Source organism: Catalinimonas alkaloidigena, from assembly GCF_029504655.1.
GTDB classification, from domain to species: Bacteria; Bacteroidota; Bacteroidia; order Cytophagales; family Cyclobacteriaceae; genus Catalinimonas; species Catalinimonas alkaloidigena.
Window position 1 is genome coordinate 666,461 of sequence record NZ_JAQFIL010000001.1, and the last position, 18,386, is coordinate 684,846.

The 18,386-nt window shown below is 41.4% G+C and carries 12 protein-coding genes; 9 read left to right on the forward strand and 3 right to left on the reverse strand.

Features of this window, described 5'->3' with window-relative positions; all coding sequences use genetic code 11:
* The first annotated feature begins 96 nt into the window (after positions 1-96).
* The 9 genes from OKW21_RS02765 (at position 97) to OKW21_RS02805 (ending at position 15,832) form a co-directional block, all read left to right on the forward strand.
* Positions 97-1,704, forward strand: a complete 1,608-nt coding sequence (locus tag OKW21_RS02765) for a calcineurin-like phosphoesterase family protein (protein WP_277477012.1) — start codon at positions 97-99, stop codon at positions 1,702-1,704.
* Positions 1,705-2,787, forward strand: a complete 1,083-nt coding sequence (locus OKW21_RS02770; RefSeq protein WP_277477015.1) for an alkaline phosphatase D family protein — start codon at positions 1,705-1,707, stop codon at positions 2,785-2,787.
* A gap of 342 nt (positions 2,788-3,129) precedes the next feature.
* Complete coding sequence (locus OKW21_RS02775) at positions 3,130-4,074, forward strand: glycosyltransferase (protein WP_277477018.1); 945 nt, start codon at positions 3,130-3,132, stop codon at positions 4,072-4,074.
* 102 nt (positions 4,075-4,176) lie between these two features.
* The gene (locus OKW21_RS02780) at positions 4,177-5,790 is read left to right on the forward strand and encodes a hypothetical protein (RefSeq protein WP_277477024.1); all 1,614 of its coding nucleotides are present in this window, start codon (positions 4,177-4,179) and stop codon (positions 5,788-5,790) included.
* A gap of 141 nt (positions 5,791-5,931) precedes the next feature.
* A complete protein-coding gene (locus OKW21_RS02785; protein WP_277477026.1) occupies positions 5,932-8,940 on the forward strand; it encodes a PD-(D/E)XK nuclease family protein in 3,009 nt (1,002 codons plus the stop codon).
* An 83-nt stretch (positions 8,941-9,023) separates the two neighbouring features.
* A complete protein-coding gene (locus OKW21_RS02790) occupies positions 9,024-10,253 on the forward strand; it encodes a T9SS type B sorting domain-containing protein (protein ID WP_277477030.1) in 1,230 nt (409 codons plus the stop codon).
* Positions 10,254-10,256: 3 nt separating this feature from the next.
* Entirely contained in the window at positions 10,257-11,327 is a 1,071-nt protein-coding gene (locus OKW21_RS02795; RefSeq protein WP_277477032.1) for a PorP/SprF family type IX secretion system membrane protein, read from the forward strand.
* Positions 11,328-11,339: 12 nt separating this feature from the next.
* Positions 11,340-13,802, forward strand: a complete 2,463-nt coding sequence (locus OKW21_RS02800; RefSeq protein ID WP_277477034.1) for an OmpA family protein — start codon at positions 11,340-11,342, stop codon at positions 13,800-13,802.
* 68 nt (positions 13,803-13,870) lie between these two features.
* Positions 13,871-15,832: a tail fiber domain-containing protein gene (locus tag OKW21_RS02805; protein ID WP_277477037.1), complete on the forward strand. Its 1,962-nt coding sequence runs from the start codon at positions 13,871-13,873 to the stop codon at positions 15,830-15,832.
* A 1-nt stretch (position 15,833) separates the two neighbouring features.
* Here the strand turns inward: OKW21_RS02805 and OKW21_RS02810 are convergent, their stop codons facing one another.
* From OKW21_RS02810 to OKW21_RS02820, 3 genes are all read right to left on the reverse strand, one after another.
* Positions 15,834-16,412, reverse strand: coding sequence for an outer membrane beta-barrel protein (locus OKW21_RS02810; RefSeq protein ID WP_277477041.1), 579 nt, complete (start codon positions 16,410-16,412; stop codon positions 15,834-15,836).
* Between the two features lie 77 nt (positions 16,413-16,489).
* Positions 16,490-17,782, reverse strand: coding sequence for a dipeptidase (locus OKW21_RS02815; RefSeq protein ID WP_277477053.1), 1,293 nt, complete (start codon positions 17,780-17,782; stop codon positions 16,490-16,492).
* A 91-nt stretch (positions 17,783-17,873) separates the two neighbouring features.
* A complete protein-coding gene (locus OKW21_RS02820) occupies positions 17,874-18,383 on the reverse strand; it encodes a gamma carbonic anhydrase family protein (RefSeq protein ID WP_277477055.1) in 510 nt (169 codons plus the stop codon).
* Between the last annotated feature and the right edge of the window lie 3 nt (positions 18,384-18,386).

Here is an 18,386-nt window from a genome sequence, read left to right on the forward strand (position 1 = left end):
CAATTAACATAAACTTCATACTTAAAAAAGAGGCCTTAAGGGTCTCTTTTTTTATTTTAGCACGATCACTACTTTCTAACCTTAAGCAAACAAGCTATGAAAACTTTCATTTTTTCTTTTGCCCTCCTACTTGCTTTTTCTTTTTCAGAAGCGCAGCAAGAGGCAAGTGGCATTGTATACGAAGACCAGAACGCCAATGGCAAAAAGGAGAGGAGAGAACCCGGCATTGCGGGAGTATCAGTTTCCAATGGTGTACAAGTTGTACAAACTGACGAAGAGGGGCGGTATACCCTTCCGGTTGATAATGATGATATTCTTTTTGTCATCAAGCCCAGCGGCTATGAGGTTCCGGTTAATGACTTAAACCTACCCCAGTTTTACTATATCCACAAACCGGCAGGCTCTCCCGATTTAGATTTTGAAGGCGTAGCACCCACCGGAAAGTTGCCCAAATCTGTAGACTTTGCCCTGCTGCCAGCTGAAGCAAGAGAAAGCTTCAGCGGACTATTCTTCGGTGACCCTCAACCCTATACCCGAGAGGAAGTAGCCTTTTTTGACCGGGCGGTGGTAGAAGAAGTAGTAGGCATACAGGATATTCCTTTTGGCCTGAGCCTAGGTGATCTGGTAGGCAATGATCTGGATCTTTTTCAACCCTATAACGAAGCCATTAGCCGGGTAGGTATCCCCTGGTGGAATGTATATGGTAACCACGACATGAATTTTGATGTTGAAGCAGATACACTGGCTGATGAAACTTTTGAAGCCACCTATGGTCCTGCCAATTATGCTTTTAATTACGGCAAAGTTCATTTTATCGTGCTGGACAATGTAATGTACCCCGATCCAAGGGATGGCAAAGGTTACTGGGGTGGTTTTCGCGAAGATATGTTTCAGTTCATGGAAAATGACCTGAAGCACGTGCCTAAAGATCACCTGATTGTAATTTCTTTTCACATACCTCTGTTTGACCCCAGTGAAGACAACGATACTTTTAAGGATGAGGATAGAGAGCGTTTCTTTGCGCTTCTGGAAGATTATCCTCATACATTGTCCTTATCAGCACATACCCATCTGCAAAGACACGATTTCTTCACCAACAAAGAAGGCTGGAAGCAGGATACCCCTCATCACCACTATAATGTAGGTACTACTTCAGGAGACTGGTATTCTGGTAAGCTTGATGAAAATGGAGTGCCAGTTTCTACTATGCGGGATGGGACCCCTAAAGGTTATGCGTTTATTAGCTTTGAGGGTAATCAATATGAAATTGACTATAAGGTGGTAGGTAAAGAAGAAGATTACAGAATGCGTATATTCGCTCCCAAAGTAGTCCCTCATGAAGGTCGTACTTCAGCAGGGATTTATGTGAATTTCTTTCAGGGTAGTGAAAAAGCCTCTTTGAGGTATAGAATAGACCAGGGGGCGTGGAAAGATATGTATTATACCATAGATGTTGACCCAACTTATCTGGGCTTTCTCCACGAATGGGACTATACTGAAGAACTGATGCCGGGCAGAAGACCTTCCAATGCGGTAGCTTCCCGTCATCTCTGGCGTGCAAGTATCCCAACTGACCTAAGTGTGGGGACACACACGATAGAAGTAGAAGCGACAGATATGTTTGGTAGAAAATTTACAGAAAGCTCAACCTATAAAGTTGCTCTACCTGCTAAGGTGGAAGAAGTAAAAGGGACTGAAGAATAAATGAATAAAAGATACTCATATCTCCTGCAGGGGCTGGCCTTGGTCAGCCTCTTTTCACATTGCAGTATATCCGATAGAACGGAAGCTGAAGTCAATACAGAGCCGGTTGAAGTTAAAAGCCAGCATGCCGCCGAGATTGATACGCAGGCTGTAGTGAGCACCATTGCCTTTGGCTCATGCAATAGGCAGGATCAACCACAGCCTCTCTGGCAGCCTATCCTGGCCAATGATCCTGACCTTTGGATTTGGCTGGGTGACAATATCTATGGAGATACCGATGATATGAAGGAGATGGCAGCGATGTATGCCCAGCAAAAACAGCAGCCTGGCTATCAGCAACTTTATCAAAATGTGCCGGTCATTGGGATCTGGGATGACCATGACTACGGAATCAACGATGGGGGTAAAGCTTTTCATAAGAAAAAAGAAAGCCGTGACCTGATGCTTGATTTTCTGGATGTGGATGATGAGGCGAAGGTGAGAAAAAGAGAGGGCGGCTATCAGGCTTATACTTTCGGACCTGAAGGGAGACAAGTAAAAGTAATACTTCTGGATACCCGATACTTTCGGGATACATTACTAAATAATGAAGAAGTTGGCAGGCGTTACAAACCTGATCCCGACGGCGATATGTTGGGTGAAGCACAATGGATATGGCTGGAAAAAGAATTAGCAGAAAGCTCGGCTGAAATTAACATCATCGCCAGCAGCATACAGGTAATTTCTGAGGAGCATGGCTTTGAGAAATGGGCTAACTTACCAACTTCCAGAGAACGCTTGTTTCAATACATAGAAGATTCAGGTGCGAGAGGAGTAGTCTTATTGAGTGGTGACCGACATATCGGGGAAATATCAAAGATCAACATTTCAGGAGTTCCTTATCCTATTTATGATATCACATCAAGTGGGCTTACCCATGTTTATGAAGACGCTGACGAAAGCAACCGGCATAGAGTCGGAGAACTGGTTACAAACTTAAATTTTGGTATCATTGAAATTAAATGGGAAAGCCCTATCAGCCTTACCTATAGCATAAAAGGGCGGAATAACCAGACCTATCAATCTGCTTACACTACCCTCTAAGCACTTTTTACATAATTCCACTTTATAGGATTAAAAGCAATCGGCTTTTAATCCCTTTGCTCCTTCGCTTTCTATAGCCATAGAATAGCCCAAATCACCTATAAATCTCTGGTGTCAATATTTAGGCACGTACCTTCCACATGTACCTTATGTAATCTATATCAAACATTGCAAAAAAAACTATTATTTAATTATCATTTTTTTATAACAATTACAATAACCTTCTTGTAATTATTCTATTAAGCCTTATCTCAAGAGCTAATAGGGCATAAAAAAAGAAAAAACTAAAAAAAATTACATTATTTAGTTTAATAATTAAAAATCATTTTTTAACTTCATGGTATGGAAAATCATTACGCAATTGTTACACCCTGTTTTAATGAGAATGAGACTATTATTAAGTTTCTATTGTCATTAGAAGACACCCTGCAAAACCTGCCATACCATTTCACAGTAGTGGTAGTTAATGATTGTTCTACAGATAAAACTTTAGATCTGCTTTCAGATTTTACTTTCAAGGCGCGCAATTTGTCATTGGACTTATTATCACTAAGAGTTAATCTGGGGCATCAGGGGGCAATATTTCAGGGCTTGCTTTATGCAAGAGGTCTTGAGGTAGATAGGTTTATCATCATGGACGCTGATGGAGAAGATGATCCTCATGCTATCTTAAGCTTACTGGTTCATCAGGAATCTGACATTGTACACGTTGTTCGGGGTAAGCGGAATGAGAGCCTCTTTTTTAGAGTGGCCTATTATTTCTATAAGTTATTGTTCAAGGCGATTACCCATAAGAATATGAACTTCGGGAACTTCTGTATGATCAACAGAAGAGTGCTGGAAGCCGCAACACATTCATCGTTCATTCATTTTGCGGCATATCTGTCTAAGGTGCGTGGAAGTCATGCCTACATCACCTTTGACAGACAGAAACGTATTGGTGGTGAGTCAAAAATGAAAGCCAGCAGTTTGGTCTACCATGCTTTTAAGTCTCTTACTGAATACGCTGAAGATTTGCTGATGATATTTCTGAAGTTATTTATGGTATTGGCAAGTGGGTTTGTAGGGCTGATAGGTTATATTTTTTATCTGAAATTATTTACAGATAAAGCTATCCTTGGTTGGGCCAGTACCATGTCTGTGGGTTTATTTAACACAGCCCTGATTTCAATAGGGTTTTACGTCATCGGAATTATTTTGCTCAACATTTCACATTATCGGAATGCTGCTTCTAAAGAGCCGGTATATGAGTTAGTTGATGATCATTATGAGCATGAATTTAACTGACTGAGATATTAACACCTGCTAGATATTAAGCATACTGGTTAATATAAATTTACTAGCTCCTACACTACCTACACATAAAATTAACATATAAGTTTGTGTAAAATGCTAAACAGAGAGAGTAAGACTAATCTGAATTCTATCTTAGACATCCTGTACAATTACGCAGCTAAGAATGGGTTCAGGCTTATTTTGGCGGTGGTATTGCTAGGCCTAATGGCAACTGTGGTGCTACGTATTGTATTAATTTTCACATTTATTCCGGATTTAGGAGGAGTTGAGAGTAATGTGATCTACAGTATTCAGAGGGTGATGGATGGTTATCCTTTGTATATGGACCCTTCAGACCCTCCCTATTCTATTACGCAATACACGCCGATCTATTATTTCATTATCTATGCGCTGGGAAAGCTTTTTCAAATCAGTGCAAGTGATGTGGAAAGTATTTACATATTGAGCAGGAGTGTGTCTTTCATTTTCAATTTGGGATTCGCATATCTATCGGCACTCATCCTTGTAGATATTTTTAAAGGAAAAAAGTGGATGGGGTTTATCGCTTTTACCTTTGCTTTTGTATTCCTTGACGAAGAAAGCTTCTCCCGTCCCGATAGTTTGTACAATGTAATGGTGATGGCAACCATATATGTTTTCCTTCTTTTTTTCAGGAAAGGTGTTAAGCCTAAAAAAGTTAGCCTGTTGGTATTAGCTTCTCTGCTTTCGGTATTCACAATTTATGTCAAGCAATCCGGAATATTTTTACCTGTATTACTGGTATTCTTCGTGCTGGTTTATTGTCAGAATATCAGGTGGGCTTCTATTTCGGTAGCCACAATGTTGGTATCGTTTACAGCATTACTTTTCCTGTTTACAGGAGGTAATCTGGTGCCGTTTTTTCAAAATGTTGTGGAAGGTGTAAATAATGGAATAAGTCTGAAATGGTTCGTCGAGAAAATAGTGATTGAGCATTTTCAAAAAGAAAGGTTTATCAACATTTTTGGTATTTCGTTGTCAATCTATTGGCTTGTAAAAGGAGGAAGCCACCAATTGAAGTTTTTGGGGCTAGCCATGTTGGGGTCCTTCTTATTTGCCCTTATTACTGGCGTAAAAGTTGGTGCGGCACCTAATTATTTTACTGAGTTTATTGCACTCACAGTGATTGCTACCCTCATCTTCTTACAAAAGTATGATAGACTTATTTACGAGGAGAAAACACATCATCATGATGCTCCGGATAACTTTAAGATATTATTTTACTTAATTCTGGTAGGAATGACGCTCCTGCCCAGGCTTGCAGGAAAAGTAGATACCGAATTAATTAAGGCACAGCCTCACATATTAGGTAAAGCAGGCTATCAGAGTAATAAAGCGATCGCCGACTTTATGTATGAAGAGGAAAAAATACAGCCGGAAGATCAAGTGTTTATTACTACTCATGTACATGACTACTTAAATAAATTTCTGTACAGAAATGCTATTTTTCCTCAGAAAGAGATTGTGTACCGTAACCCCGAAGGTGTATATGACTACAATAAATTTAAACAAGGATTACAAAACGGTGATGTTAAATATATCATCGCAAGTGTAGCGGAAGGAAATATTGTAACTGAGGGTGGTGAACAAGTAATTTCTGAAGATTTTCTGAGTGCTGACTATTCAGATTATAAGCCTATCAAAGAACTTAATGGTTATGTGATATTTAAAAGTAAATCTGCTCCTTAAGTAGTTTTTCTTTTAAAGATAAATTCCAGGCCTGTTTTGGTAACCTTTACTGAGACAGGCTTTTATTTTTTTTTGCTACAAAAAATGATTTTTTTGATCAGTATGAAAGAGATAGCGTAGAAAGAATATTACTTTGTGGGCATGGATAGAATGAGTTTTCTACAAAAGATTGTTACCAATGTAATCAGAGATTTTTCAGATGAGCTGAAAGATGCTACAGTAGTTTTTCCTAATCGTAGGGCAGGAATATTTTTTAAAGATTTGCTTGCTAAAAGGCTGGATAACGCCAGTTGGATGCCTCAGGTTTGTACTTTGGAAGATCTGGCAGCACGCCTGTCTGATTTAGTTTTGGCAGATAAGCTAAGTCTCGTATATCAGCTTTATGAAGTGTTTCGGCAAAATGATAGACAAATAGAAAGCTTTGACCGCTTTTACTTCTGGGGTGAGTTACTGCTCGCTGATTTTAGCGAAGTAGACATGGCTATGGTCAATGCTAAAGACTTGTTCTCAAACCTTAAAGACCTCAAGTCCATTGAAGCGGGTTATGACTACCTCACGGAAGACCAGAAAAAAGTAATTGCTCGTTTCTGGGAAAGCTTTCAATATGAGGAAGAAAAAAAAGCTGTAGGTAGCTCTCAAGAAAGATTTCTTTTATTCTGGAATAAGCTCTATCCGATTTATCAGCAGTATAGAGAGGCGTTGACCAAGCAGGGACTTGCTTACGAAGGATTGGTTTTCAGGCATGTCGCTGACCAACTAAAAAATGATGCAGTGTCTTTACCATCTGGTTCTTTCGTTTTTGTTGGCCTGAATGCTTTGAAAAATGCTGAATTGCAGATTGTCAAACAATTGGTGAGTCAGGAAAAAGCAACAGTTTATTGGGATATTGATGCATATTACTTAAATAATGAGGTGCAGGAAGCAGGTGTTTTTTTGAGAAAATATCTTCGCTCCACTACACTTGCACCCACCTTTCCCAAAGCGATACCTAACCAATACCATAGTGGAAAAGAAAGACAGATCCATATACATGGGGTGCCTTTGGAAGTGGGACAAGCAAAAAAAACAGGAGAATTTTTACAGGAACTCAGCAAAAAAGAAGGCTTTAATCCCGAGCGATGTGTGGTAGTACTTCCTGACGAGCATATGCTTTTTCCGGTACTACATGCTTTGCCCCCTGTCATCCCGAAAGTAAACGTAACGATGGGGTATCCACTGCGGAACACTTCTCTCTATAGCTTTATTGAGCATTTACTAGACTTACAATTAGAAAAAAAGCAAGTCCAACAGCAGTATACCTATCATTATGAGAGTTTATTAGCATTACTTCGCCATCCCTTTATAAAAAACTATGCTCCGGCACTGGCAGAACTTAACATTCAGCATATTATACAGAGTAATGCCGTTTATATTCATCAGGAGGATCTTGAAGGGGATACAACTTTCTTTCAGAATTTATTGACGGCTGTAGAGGATGTCCCTCACTTATTCAGCTACTTACTGCACTGGAGTGCCCAGCTTCATCAATTACTAAACCAGGAAGAAGAAAACGCGAATAACGCAGCTCATGAATTATCAGAAAGTGAAGATGGCGCTTCCAGTCAGAACATCCCCATGCTGGAGCAGGAGCTCCTGTATCACTTCTATATCCATCTCAACCGACTAAAATCGCTTACCCAGGAACGTCAGTTTGATTTTGAGCTACCGGCTTTTATTAAGTTACTAAGGCAAATCTTCCAATCGCTTAGAGTCCCTTTTACCGGTGAGCCACTGCGGGGTCTGCAGATTATGGGCTTATTAGAAACCCGAAACCTTGATTTTGACCACGTTTTTGTCCTTTCCATGAATGAAGGTGTTATGCCTGCCTCCAGCAGTCAAACTTCGTTTATACCTGCTAACCTGAAGAAAGGCTTCGGCTTATTTGGTGTAGATCAGCAGGATGCCTTTTATGCACATGCTTTTTTTCGTTTGCTGCATCATGCCCAGCATGTTCACCTTTTTTATAATACAGAGGATACCTCCCAGCTGAGTGGTGAAATGAGTCGTTTCCTTTATCAGTTGTACTATGAATCTGCGTACAATGAGTCTGATGAACTTCGTTTTCCTGATGCCAAGGGTGATTTTATTGTGCATAGAGACTATTTGAGCATGCAGGTTTCCCCTTCTATCGTAAAGCCTATTTCTATCACAAAGTCAGAAGATGTCTGGAAACAAATGCTGAGGTACATCAATACAGATGAAAATAGTGCGAGATCAAGTCTGACACCTTCAGCGCTAAATACATACCTGGATTGCCGACTTAAATTTTATTACAAATATGTAGCCCGGCTAAAAGAGACTGAGGAAGTGGAAGAAGAACTGGACGCCAGGGTGTTCGGGAATATACTTCACAAGACGATGGAAGTACTATATAAGCGTTTGATCAGCCTGAAAGGAAGTAAAAAAATTGAGGCGGAAGACTGTCTTCAGCTCAAAGGCGAAAAACTTGAGGAAGCTATCCAGAAAGGCTTCAAAGAGCATTATCAGCCGGAGAAAGCGCAAGCGTTTACTTTTGAAGGAAGAAATATTATTGCCAGGGAAATTGTGAAGAAAATGGCTAAGCAGATACTGGATCATGATAGCCGCTACGCTCCTTTTGAAATTGTGAGCCTGGAAAAAGGAGGTAAAGCAGGACACCATGCTCAGTTGACTGTAAGTGTGAACGGAACAAATATCAGTATTCCGTTGAGAGGGATTATTGATAGGATAGACCGGAAAGAGGGAGTGGTAAGAGTTTTAGACTATAAAACCGGGCGTGATGAGAGAAAAGCCGTTGACATTCAGTCCATGTTTGACAGAGAACATCCGGGACGAAATAAAGCTGCAATGCAGGCATTATTGTATGCCTGGCTTTATCAAAAAAATCAATACCATGAAAATGAAAGCATTGTACCAGGTTTGGTAAATGCTACCGAACTTTTCAAAGAAGACTTTGATCCAAGCCTCATCCTGGAGGGGGAGAAGGTCAACAGTTTTGAGAGGTATCAAGATGAGTTTATCAGCAGTCTTTCCAGGCTTTTGGAAGAAATTTTTAATAAAGAAGTGCCATTTGATCAGACAGATGATGAGAAGAAGTGCGGATTTTGCCCCTACGCCAATATTTGTTACTGATCCTTATATATTTTTATTCATTTTTAGTAAAATACATCTCTGAAAGAGGCCTTTCAAGATTTTTCACAGACATTCATTGAGCCATGCATGTAGTAAGCACTATACTCAATATTTACAATGAGCAAAACTATACCGTAAGAAGAGTGTGTATGGTCGTATTTTTTTGGACTTTATTCGTAGGGGCAAAGCTTGAAGCCCAGTCGCTTTTTATAGGAAGCGAACAGACAGTCTGGGTGGAAGAAGGAGGGCTGATCAGCCTGAATGGTGATGCTGAAAACTATGGACAAATTACAAACCAGGGCGAGATCAGCATAAGTGGTGATTGGCAGAATCAGGGGCAGTACGTAGCTGGCACGGGGCTCTTGACGCTTGCAGGTAGTGAAACCCAAAACTTTGCTCATGGAGATCAGGAAGTATATCAGTTGGCACTGATGAACGGGGGAGATAAGATCCTTCTGGATGATGTAAGTATATCCTCTCTGCTTAAGCTTACAAATGGTATTTTAAGAGCAGAAAATAATGCGACAGTATATTTGGAAGCAGAGGCCCAGTCAAACGGTGGAAATAATTCATCTTTTGTTGAGGGTAAGGTTGTCAGCACAGGAACCGGGTACAAACAGTTTCCGCTGGGAAGCGGAGAACTTTACCACCCCCTGACATTGCTTGACGTACAAGGTAACAACCCGCTCATTGGTGTTGAAGTATCCGAACCTCATCCGGCTCCCGCAAGTCTGAGTGGGCTGGAAAGCATTTCCACCAGCCGCTACTGGCAGTTAGATGTATTGTCAGGAACCTATGAAGGTTCAGTAGTCAGGATAGGGATTACAGATGAGCCTGACTTTAGTGATCTTACAGGCCTGGTCGTAGCGGCTGCACCAGCAGTAGCTACCACTTATGAGAGCTTAGGTGCCTCAGAAATAGTAGGCAAATTGGATGATGGTAGTGTTACTAGTGCTGAACCTACGACACTATCAGTAATTTCATTGGGACTAAGTTCAGAGTTTTCCGAAAGGGGTAAAGTATTGGTGCCTAATGCTTTTGCCCCTGACTCCCCATTGGAAGAAGACAGAAGCTTATCCATTTTCGCGGTTAATCTTTTGCCTGAGAGTTTTGTTTTCCGCATCTTCAACCGCTGGGGTAAACTGGTTTACGAAACGACTTCTCTGGGTGAAGCTTTACAGACAGGGTGGAATGGGATTAACCAGGAAACTAATCAGCCTGCTCAGTTTGGGGTATATAGCTATTACCTGAGCGGTAAGTTCAGTAATGATGAAACAGTGATTCAAAAGGGAACACTGACACTTTTCCGTTGATTTATGCAGCTGACTTTTTTACATATCTTTAAAAAAAATATTCCGGTATTTTTTCTGCTGAATGTGCTTAGTTTACTACACTTACAGGCACAGGAAGTTCGTTTTTCTCAGTATCAGACCGTCCCCCTCTTGGTCAACCCGGCTTTCGCGGGCACACAGTCTGACTATGCGCTGCATCTCAATTATAGAGTACAGAACATTGGCCTGCTTGCTTACCGTACCGGCTATTTTTCATTTACGCTACCTTTATATGATCAGTCCCAGGACCCCAGGCATGTAGGTGGACTTTCTTTGGGAGCTATCAATGATATGGCGGGTGAGGCGGGTGAAATAAAGACCAATGGAGTGAATTTATCAGGAGCTTATAGCCTGCTCTTTGATCGTTATGGCGTTCAGTCCCTTACTTTTGGCCTGCAAGGCGAATATATGCTGACCAGCATAGACTATGGCGTGCTCAACTGGCCTTCGCAGGTAACGTACTTTGGCTTTGATCCGGGACGTCGCCCGCTAGATGTGATTGAAGGTAGAAATAGCTTTGTCAGGTTCAATGCGGGTGTAATATGGTCTTATAATCCCGCGAATAATCAGCTGAATTCAGAGCAGAAGCTCAGGTTTTTTACAGGTTTTGCGGTATCAAATCTGAATTCTCCATCGCAAAGTTTTTTGAAGGATAGCTCATATGAGCTGCCCTTTCTTTATAAGATTCATGGTGGAGCTGAAGTGATGCTAGGCAAAAGAATGAGTCTGGCCCCGGATTTTGTTATAATGCTGCAAAATGGGCTATCTCAGTTTACGCTTGGTACTTTGCTCAATTATGAGAAAGATGTTCGTTCTGCAAATAACCCTAACCTTAGCAAAGTCAATTTATTTGCGGGCGCATGGTTTCGTTCCACCGATGCGCTTATATTACTGTTAGGAGCTTCAAACCGTCGGTTCAACGTAGCATTAAGCTATGACGTTAACACTGTTCCGGCCCAGGCAGGGATAGAAAGTCAGGGGGCGGTTGAACTATCTTTGGCGCTAAAGTTTTTAAAAGAAAAAAACCTCAGAAAAATATCATCACCGCTTTTTTGACCTGCCTGAATTATGCAAGTAACTCTTGAATACATAGCCAAGCTTCAAAAAAGCGCTTATCTTTATTTAGCAGTCACGGGCTGTATTTGCTTTTTTGCCTTAAACCTTGCCTCCGCGCAAAGTATAGTTCAGGCTGATAATTATTATAGTGCCCAACAATATTATAAAGCCTCTCAACTCTATCAAAAGATCGTCTCAGGAGATAGTAGCCATTATCAGGCTGCATATCAGCTTGCCCATTGTTACCGCTACCTATATAAATACCAGCGGGCCGAAAAGTACTACGGCGACGTAGCCCAAAATGCAGGAAGAAATTTTCCTCTCGCACCTTACTATTATGCCCAGATGCTGAAATATAATCAGCGTTATGAAGACGCATTATTCTGGTATAATCAGTTTCTTAAGAACTATGCTGACAAATCTTCCAAATTTGTGATTCAGGCGGAGAAAGAAAAAGAGGGTTGCGTTCAGGCGATATTAAGCCAGCCAGAAGGTAATGATAAAGTTAAACTTAACAGACTGTCTGAGGACGTCAATACTGTGGATTATCAGGAGTTTGCGCCGGCGCTTTATCAGCACGACTCCATCATAGCCTATAGCTCCACACGAATTGACTCACATGATAACATCAGCAACAGATCAGGAGAAGCATTTTCCAATCAGTATTTGGTAAAAAAAGATAGCCAGGCGTGGAAAGATATTTCCAGAGAAACGCGTTTCAGCCAGCTCAACACAAAATGGTCTGATGCCAACGGCTCTTTTACGGCTGATGGTATGTATTACTATTTTACCCGTTGTAGCCCGACTACCGACGGTTTTTGCCATATCTATGTCACTACTCAGAAAAACGGAAAATGGCAGGAAGCCAGGCTTTTGGGAGAAGACATTAATGCTCCGAACAGCAATACAAAACATCCATCCATTTCTGCAAATGGCGACACCTTATTTTTTGTATCTGATAGGGCAGGTGGCCTGGGAGGCACAGATATCTGGATGAGCAGGCGAGTAGAAGGCGAGTGGAAAGCAGCAGTAAATCTTGGCAATGATACCAACACAGTGGATGATGAGATTTCTCCTTTTTACAGTACTAAGCATAAACTGCTGATTTTTGCGTCGGATGGCCGGAGTGGAATAGGAGGGATGGATTTATATATGGCTGAAATCAATCAGGCTACTCCTGAAACGCCAGTTCCCTTAGCATCTCCATTTAACTCCAGCAAAGATGATTGCTACCTGGTATTGGGTGAAAATGTAGCCTATATGGCTTCTAACAGAGAAGGAAGCTTTGATATTTATAGTGTTCATAAACAGGAAAAGCAGTCCTTTTTCCGGCTATTACAAGGTATTCATGCTGATCAGCTTGTAAAGCAACAAAAGGAGGGGGAAGTGTTTGAAGATATTATCACTGATTATTCAGTTTTAATGTCTCAAAAAGAGGAAAATATAACAGTTATGCATTCCAGTGGGCAGGACTTCCTGAGAAACGGGTCTTCTCGTTTTGTGTTGAGTGCCGATGTTAATGATATTTTATTAGAACAGCTCCGCGATAAAAAAGCATTGACAGAAGGAACTACGTATACGCCAACCGCTGAGAACAGTGCAGATACATTGTCAGAAAATAACCTGTTGGTATCATTTTCAACCTTTCAGATCAGCAGTGATGAGATGGTTGAAATAAGCGGATCAGTATCTTACAGAAATCAGGAAAATACCCCTGTCGCCAAGCTTAGCTTATACCTGCTTGACGAAGAGGGTAACATTACCAAAATTACCACCACCAACGCTCAGGGAGAGTTTAGGTTTGTTAACCTGGAAGCTGAAGCTGCTTACGAAATACGATATTCTGAAACTTTGGAAGCACAGCAGCCTAACTATAAGCTGGAAAACTTAAGAGTGTTTGGTTACGGAAATGACTTTGTGACGCTTCACTTTGAAAATATCTATTTTGATTTTAACCAATCCTATCTGAGAAATGAAGCCAAAGTAGCTTTAGATCAGTTAGCAGCGTTTCATGAGCGTTACCCTGAGTCAGTCATTGAAATTAATGCTTTTACCGACAGTACAGGCAATGATGTATATAATCTGCAACTGAGCCGGGAACGAGGCCAGTCCGCATTTAATTATCTTTTGGAACAGGGGGTAGACCGTTCGGCTTTGGTGTTCAATGCCAAGGGCGTATCTACTGCTATTGAATCCTCCAACTCATTTATCAGTCAGCAACTCAATCGTAGGGTAGAATTTTATGTATTGGGAAAAGACCTGAAGTTTGAGCAGGAAGTAGTAACCCGGATGTTGCGGCCTAAAATTACACTTTACACGCTTGCAAACGAAACAGGGATGAGCCTGGAAGAAATCAAACGCTTAAATGGACTTAATGGAAACGAGTTACAGGCATACAAACCCATAAGAATATATCGTTGGGCTTATGAGCAGGCTCAGGGATTATTCTATCAGATGCAGCTTCGCTCTGAATAGCCAACGAATTGATGAAGTATGTGAAAATAATGCTAAATTGTGAAATCTAGATGTAATTAGACGTATATATGAAGTTTAATGTAAGATACTGTTTGGCAACAGTGGTAGTCATTTTTTTTGTGCTTGTGCACCAGGCATGGTCACAAAATAATGTAGGTATTGGCACCAGAGAACCCAATAGCAATGCTGCCTTACATGTTGTTGCTCCTAACGGTGATCAAGGCTTACTTATTCCCACCCTTACTACGACTCAAAGAGAGTCACCAGATTTACTGTCACGTCTAGGTAGTAGTGAAAATGGCTTATTGGTTTACGATCTTGATCGCAACTCTTTCTTCTATTGGATGGATGAGCAGTGGCAACCTATCGTGAGTGGCAATATTACTGAGTTTTTAACTGGTGGTGAAGGTATAAGTATTGCTGATAATGGTGTTATTACAAATATCGGTGACGCTGATTCTACCAACGACATTACGACTTCTACCTTAGCTGAAGGTGATATTGAAGGCACATTTCCATCGCTCAGCATTGCTCCGCAAGCTGTAACGACCGAAAAGCTTGGAGATGGGGCTGTGACTTCGTCTAAAGTAGCCAATAATACGCTGCTTCCCCAGGATATGCAGTCGCCGGGTGCGGGCAAAGTGCTGATCACTACCAGTGGGGGGACAGTCTTTTGGGAGAATCAGTCTATTTTTGGTATTACTTTCTTACCCAGAGGAAGAATGTATATAGGAGATAGTGAGAATAAACCTTCTCCCGTTGATGTAAGGGGAGAGGGGAACATCCTTATTGGTAATGGAACTTCCGCCAACAGCCTGGCCATCAGCGGAGATTTGAGCCTGAGCAGTACCGGTGACGCACAAATTCAGGCAGACGCGGTTACTGCTAATGAAATAACCAGCGGGGCCGTAGGTACCGATGAAATTGCCGACGGTCAGGTAGGAACCGCTGATATGGCAGATTCTGCCATTACGAATTCAAAACTGGCCGAAAATGCTGTAACTTCTTCAAAAATTCTGGATGGAGAAATCATCGGCAGTAAAATCGCTGCCAATGCTGTGAATTCTAATACCATAGCAGATGGTAGTATTATCAATGCTGATATTAGTGCGACGGCTGCCATAGATGGAGCCAAGATAGTGCCCAACTTTACCGAAAAAGCATCGTCTACTTCCTCAACTTTACCTACGGATGGAGCAGGAACACTGACTACTAAAGATTATGTAGATGCGGTCAATACAGAAGACCTTAGTGGAGGCAATGGAATCTCTTCATTTACCTACGATGGAACTTCAGTAGCTACGGTAGGAGTAAATGCAGGAGCAGGCTTGGGCTTTGATGCAGGTGGGGCTTTACAGGTCAACAGTATGGGAATTACTGAAAGTATGCTGGCTAATGATGCGGTTACGTCTGCCAAAATAGCCAATGAAAGTATTATCAATGATGATATTAGTACTTCAGCTAATATTGCTGGCGTTAAAATCAGCCCTAACTTTGGGAGTCAGAACATAAGTGCTGATGGAAATATAAATATTACCGGCAAAGCTACCTCCGCCGAGACCTTGGCTGGCGACCCGAATAATACGCTTGCTACCAAAGGATATGTAGACAATGCAGTTAGCAGTGACCGTCGTTTGAAAAAAGATATTCAGGCTGTTGACAGCTCATTAGAGCAAATACTTCTTCTTAAGCCTTCACAATACAAATGGAAGAACCCACAAAAAGAAGGCATCAGCTATGGGTTGATTGCGCAGGAACTGGCCGAGACATATCCCGAACTGGTAAGAGAACGCAATGACGGATATTTGGGTATTGATTATTATGAGCTTATCCCTCTTCTGATAAAAGCAATACAAGAACAGCAATTACAAATGCAGCAACTTCAAACCGCTAAATCTGAGGCCACAATCGATACGGATGTAAAAGTTGAGCTACAAGATTTGAGAAACGAAAACCAACGGCTAAAGCAGGAAATTGAGGACATCAAGAAGGCACTGGGACTAAAAGCAGCAGCTACTGCTGACGAATAGGCTACCATGCGTAACTTACCCCTGCACTGATAAAATAGGGAGAGCCTATGGACAATTCACCTCCCACATGTAAAGCTTCATTAATAGGTATGTCTCCTCCCACTAATATAAGTTGAGGTGCGAAAGCAGCCCCCAGTGCAATATTTATATACTGGTCTATATCAAAGTTAGGGTCTCCGGTATTCGTATCTGCTCTCCAGTTGGAAACTCCCAATCTTAATCCTGAATATAAGCGAAAGGTGCTATTAGGATTGTACCAGAATAATGCTCTCGCAGAAAAATTAAGCCTCGTTAATTCCGCATTGATATTTTCAGTAATCGTTTCTCCACCTGACTCATACTCATAGCCATCATAAAAAGCACTGATTTGCTGATAGGCTATGCCTACGCCCAGACTCAGCCTTTCATAAAAAAAATAATTGTACTCTATATGCAATGCAGGACTGGCGCTGAAACGAATATCATCTACCACATTAAAAGTATTGGCGATATTGGCTGACAAACCGATCCAGCTAAAGCCTCCCTGTAATTGCACAAGATGTTTTTGTTGATTCTGCGCCTTAGCGCTTCCTACTAACAAGACAAAAAAAATGGTTATAACGATATGAATATTTCTCATACAGCTATAACCATCTAAATACAGGAAAGATTATATCCTTAGGTCAATTCTTCAGAAACATTTTGAACTTCCTTCCAGACTCTGAACACATTCTTGTAACATATTTTGGCTATATCCTCTTCGGTATACCCTCTCAAGAGCAGTTCGGCAATCAGGTTTGGGTATTCAGAAGCGTCTTTCAGTCCTGTAGGAAGTGTATCGCCTACACCGTCAAAGTCTGAACCAAAGCCTACATGATCCACACCTACCAGACTTACTACATGGTCAATGTGGTCCGCCACTTTCTTGACAGTAGAATAAGCCGGGTTTTCTTTCATATAGCCTTCTATATAAGCTTGTGCAGCTGAGTCTTCATAGGTCAAATTATTTTCTTCTAACCAGCTACGGAGATGTCCTCTTACCTCTTCTGACTTTTCCCTTGATTTGTCATCGACAAAAGTAGAGCCGAAATTGATCTGAATAACGCCACCGTTTTCGCCCAACACTTTGATCATATCATCATCCATATTTCGCTCAAAGCCAGGCACAAATTCCCGGCAGGATGAATGAGAAGCAATCACCGGGGCTTTGGTAATTTTCATCACATCATAAAAAGTGCTGTCTGAAATGTGAGAGACATCTACCATGATGCCTACCTTATTCATTTCCTGTACTACTTCTTCTCCAAAAGGGCTTAAGCCGTTCCAGACTCTTACTGAGTCGTAAGAAGAATCACAAATCTGGTTGACTTTGCTATGGGTTAATGTGATGTAGCGAATGCCACGATCGTAGAAGTACTTTACATTGGCTAAGTCGTCTCCAATAGGTGCGCCATTTTCCATACCCATGGGTAGAGCAATCAAGCCTTTCTCAAAATGTGCCTCTACCTCCTGAGGGCTGGTGGCAATGGCAAATTTGTCAGGATATTTCTCACTTATGCCTTCTACCAGAGTGATGAGTGAGTCCGCCACTTCCTTGGCTCGGTTCTTTTCACCTTCCAGCAAATTACCATATTCATGATCAAAGGCAGCCTGATAAGAAGCGGGAATGTAGATAGACATGAAAGGTGCATCAAGTCCACCTTCTTTGGCTTTTACATAATCAAAATCCCCATCAGTTTCTACAGATGGATCAACGAATTCGCGTTCTAATCGGAAATTAGCGATTCTCATACGGTAAGGAAGGTCTATGTGCCCATCCACAATGATGAACTCTTTGGCAAGTGCCATAGCCTTTTCGTCTACATTTTCTTCAGTAACTTCAGTGTCACTTTCCTGCGCTTCCGTGTTGCAAGCAGATAGCAGCGCCAGTGATAAGGCGGAAAATATGAAGGATAGGTAATAATTTTTCATGTGTAGCTATTTGTCAATAATATATACCCAATTTTATTGAAAAACTTAAATATATAAAGGTGTATGGTGGTAAAATTAAAATAATATTTCATTATTTATACCATTGGGAATATTTAATATAATTTTTCGCAATTCTTTCCATCATGGCTTTATTTTCTGAACCTATAGTTTTTATCTTCTTTGCGGGTACTCCTGCGTAGATGCTATTAGCTTCTACAACAGTATTTTCTAACACCACAGCGCCTGCGGCGATCATCGCCCCGCTTTGTACTACAGCATGGTCCATGACAATAGCCCCCATACCTACCATTGTCTGGTCTTCCAGGGTGCAACCGTGTACAATGGCTCGGTGTCCGATAGTTACATGATTGCCTATGTACGTAGCGGCTTTTTCATAGGTGCAATGAATGATGGCCCCATCCTGGATATTGGAATGATGGCCGACACTGATCTCATTCACATCAGCCCTGACTACTGCATTAAACCATACACTGCAATAATCTCCCATGCTGAGCTGTCCTACCAGGGTAGCGTTTTCCGCGATAAAGCAGTCTTCTCCCCACTTTGGGGTAAACCCTCTAACTGATATTATTTTTGCCATACT

Coding starts and splice junctions, on each gene's coding strand:
- OKW21_RS02765 (WP_277477012.1), top strand. CDS start 97: ATGAAAACTTTCATTTTTTCTTTTGCCCTCCTACTTGCTTTTTCTTTT.
- OKW21_RS02815 (WP_277477053.1), bottom strand. CDS start 17,782: ATGAAAAATTATTACCTATCCTTCATATTTTCCGCCTTATCACTGGCG.
- OKW21_RS02795 (WP_277477032.1), top strand. CDS start 10,257: ATGCAGCTGACTTTTTTACATATCTTTAAAAAAAATATTCCGGTATTT.
- OKW21_RS02805 (WP_277477037.1), top strand. CDS start 13,871: ATGAAGTTTAATGTAAGATACTGTTTGGCAACAGTGGTAGTCATTTTT.
- OKW21_RS02780 (WP_277477024.1), top strand. CDS start 4,177: ATGCTAAACAGAGAGAGTAAGACTAATCTGAATTCTATCTTAGACATC.
- OKW21_RS02790 (WP_277477030.1), top strand. CDS start 9,024: ATGCATGTAGTAAGCACTATACTCAATATTTACAATGAGCAAAACTAT.
- OKW21_RS02800 (WP_277477034.1), top strand. CDS start 11,340: ATGCAAGTAACTCTTGAATACATAGCCAAGCTTCAAAAAAGCGCTTAT.
- OKW21_RS02775 (WP_277477018.1), top strand. CDS start 3,130: ATGGAAAATCATTACGCAATTGTTACACCCTGTTTTAATGAGAATGAG.
- OKW21_RS02785 (WP_277477026.1), top strand. CDS start 5,932: ATGGATAGAATGAGTTTTCTACAAAAGATTGTTACCAATGTAATCAGA.
- OKW21_RS02820 (WP_277477055.1), bottom strand. CDS start 18,383: ATGGCAAAAATAATATCAGTTAGAGGGTTTACCCCAAAGTGGGGAGAA.
- OKW21_RS02770 (WP_277477015.1), top strand. CDS start 1,705: ATGAATAAAAGATACTCATATCTCCTGCAGGGGCTGGCCTTGGTCAGC.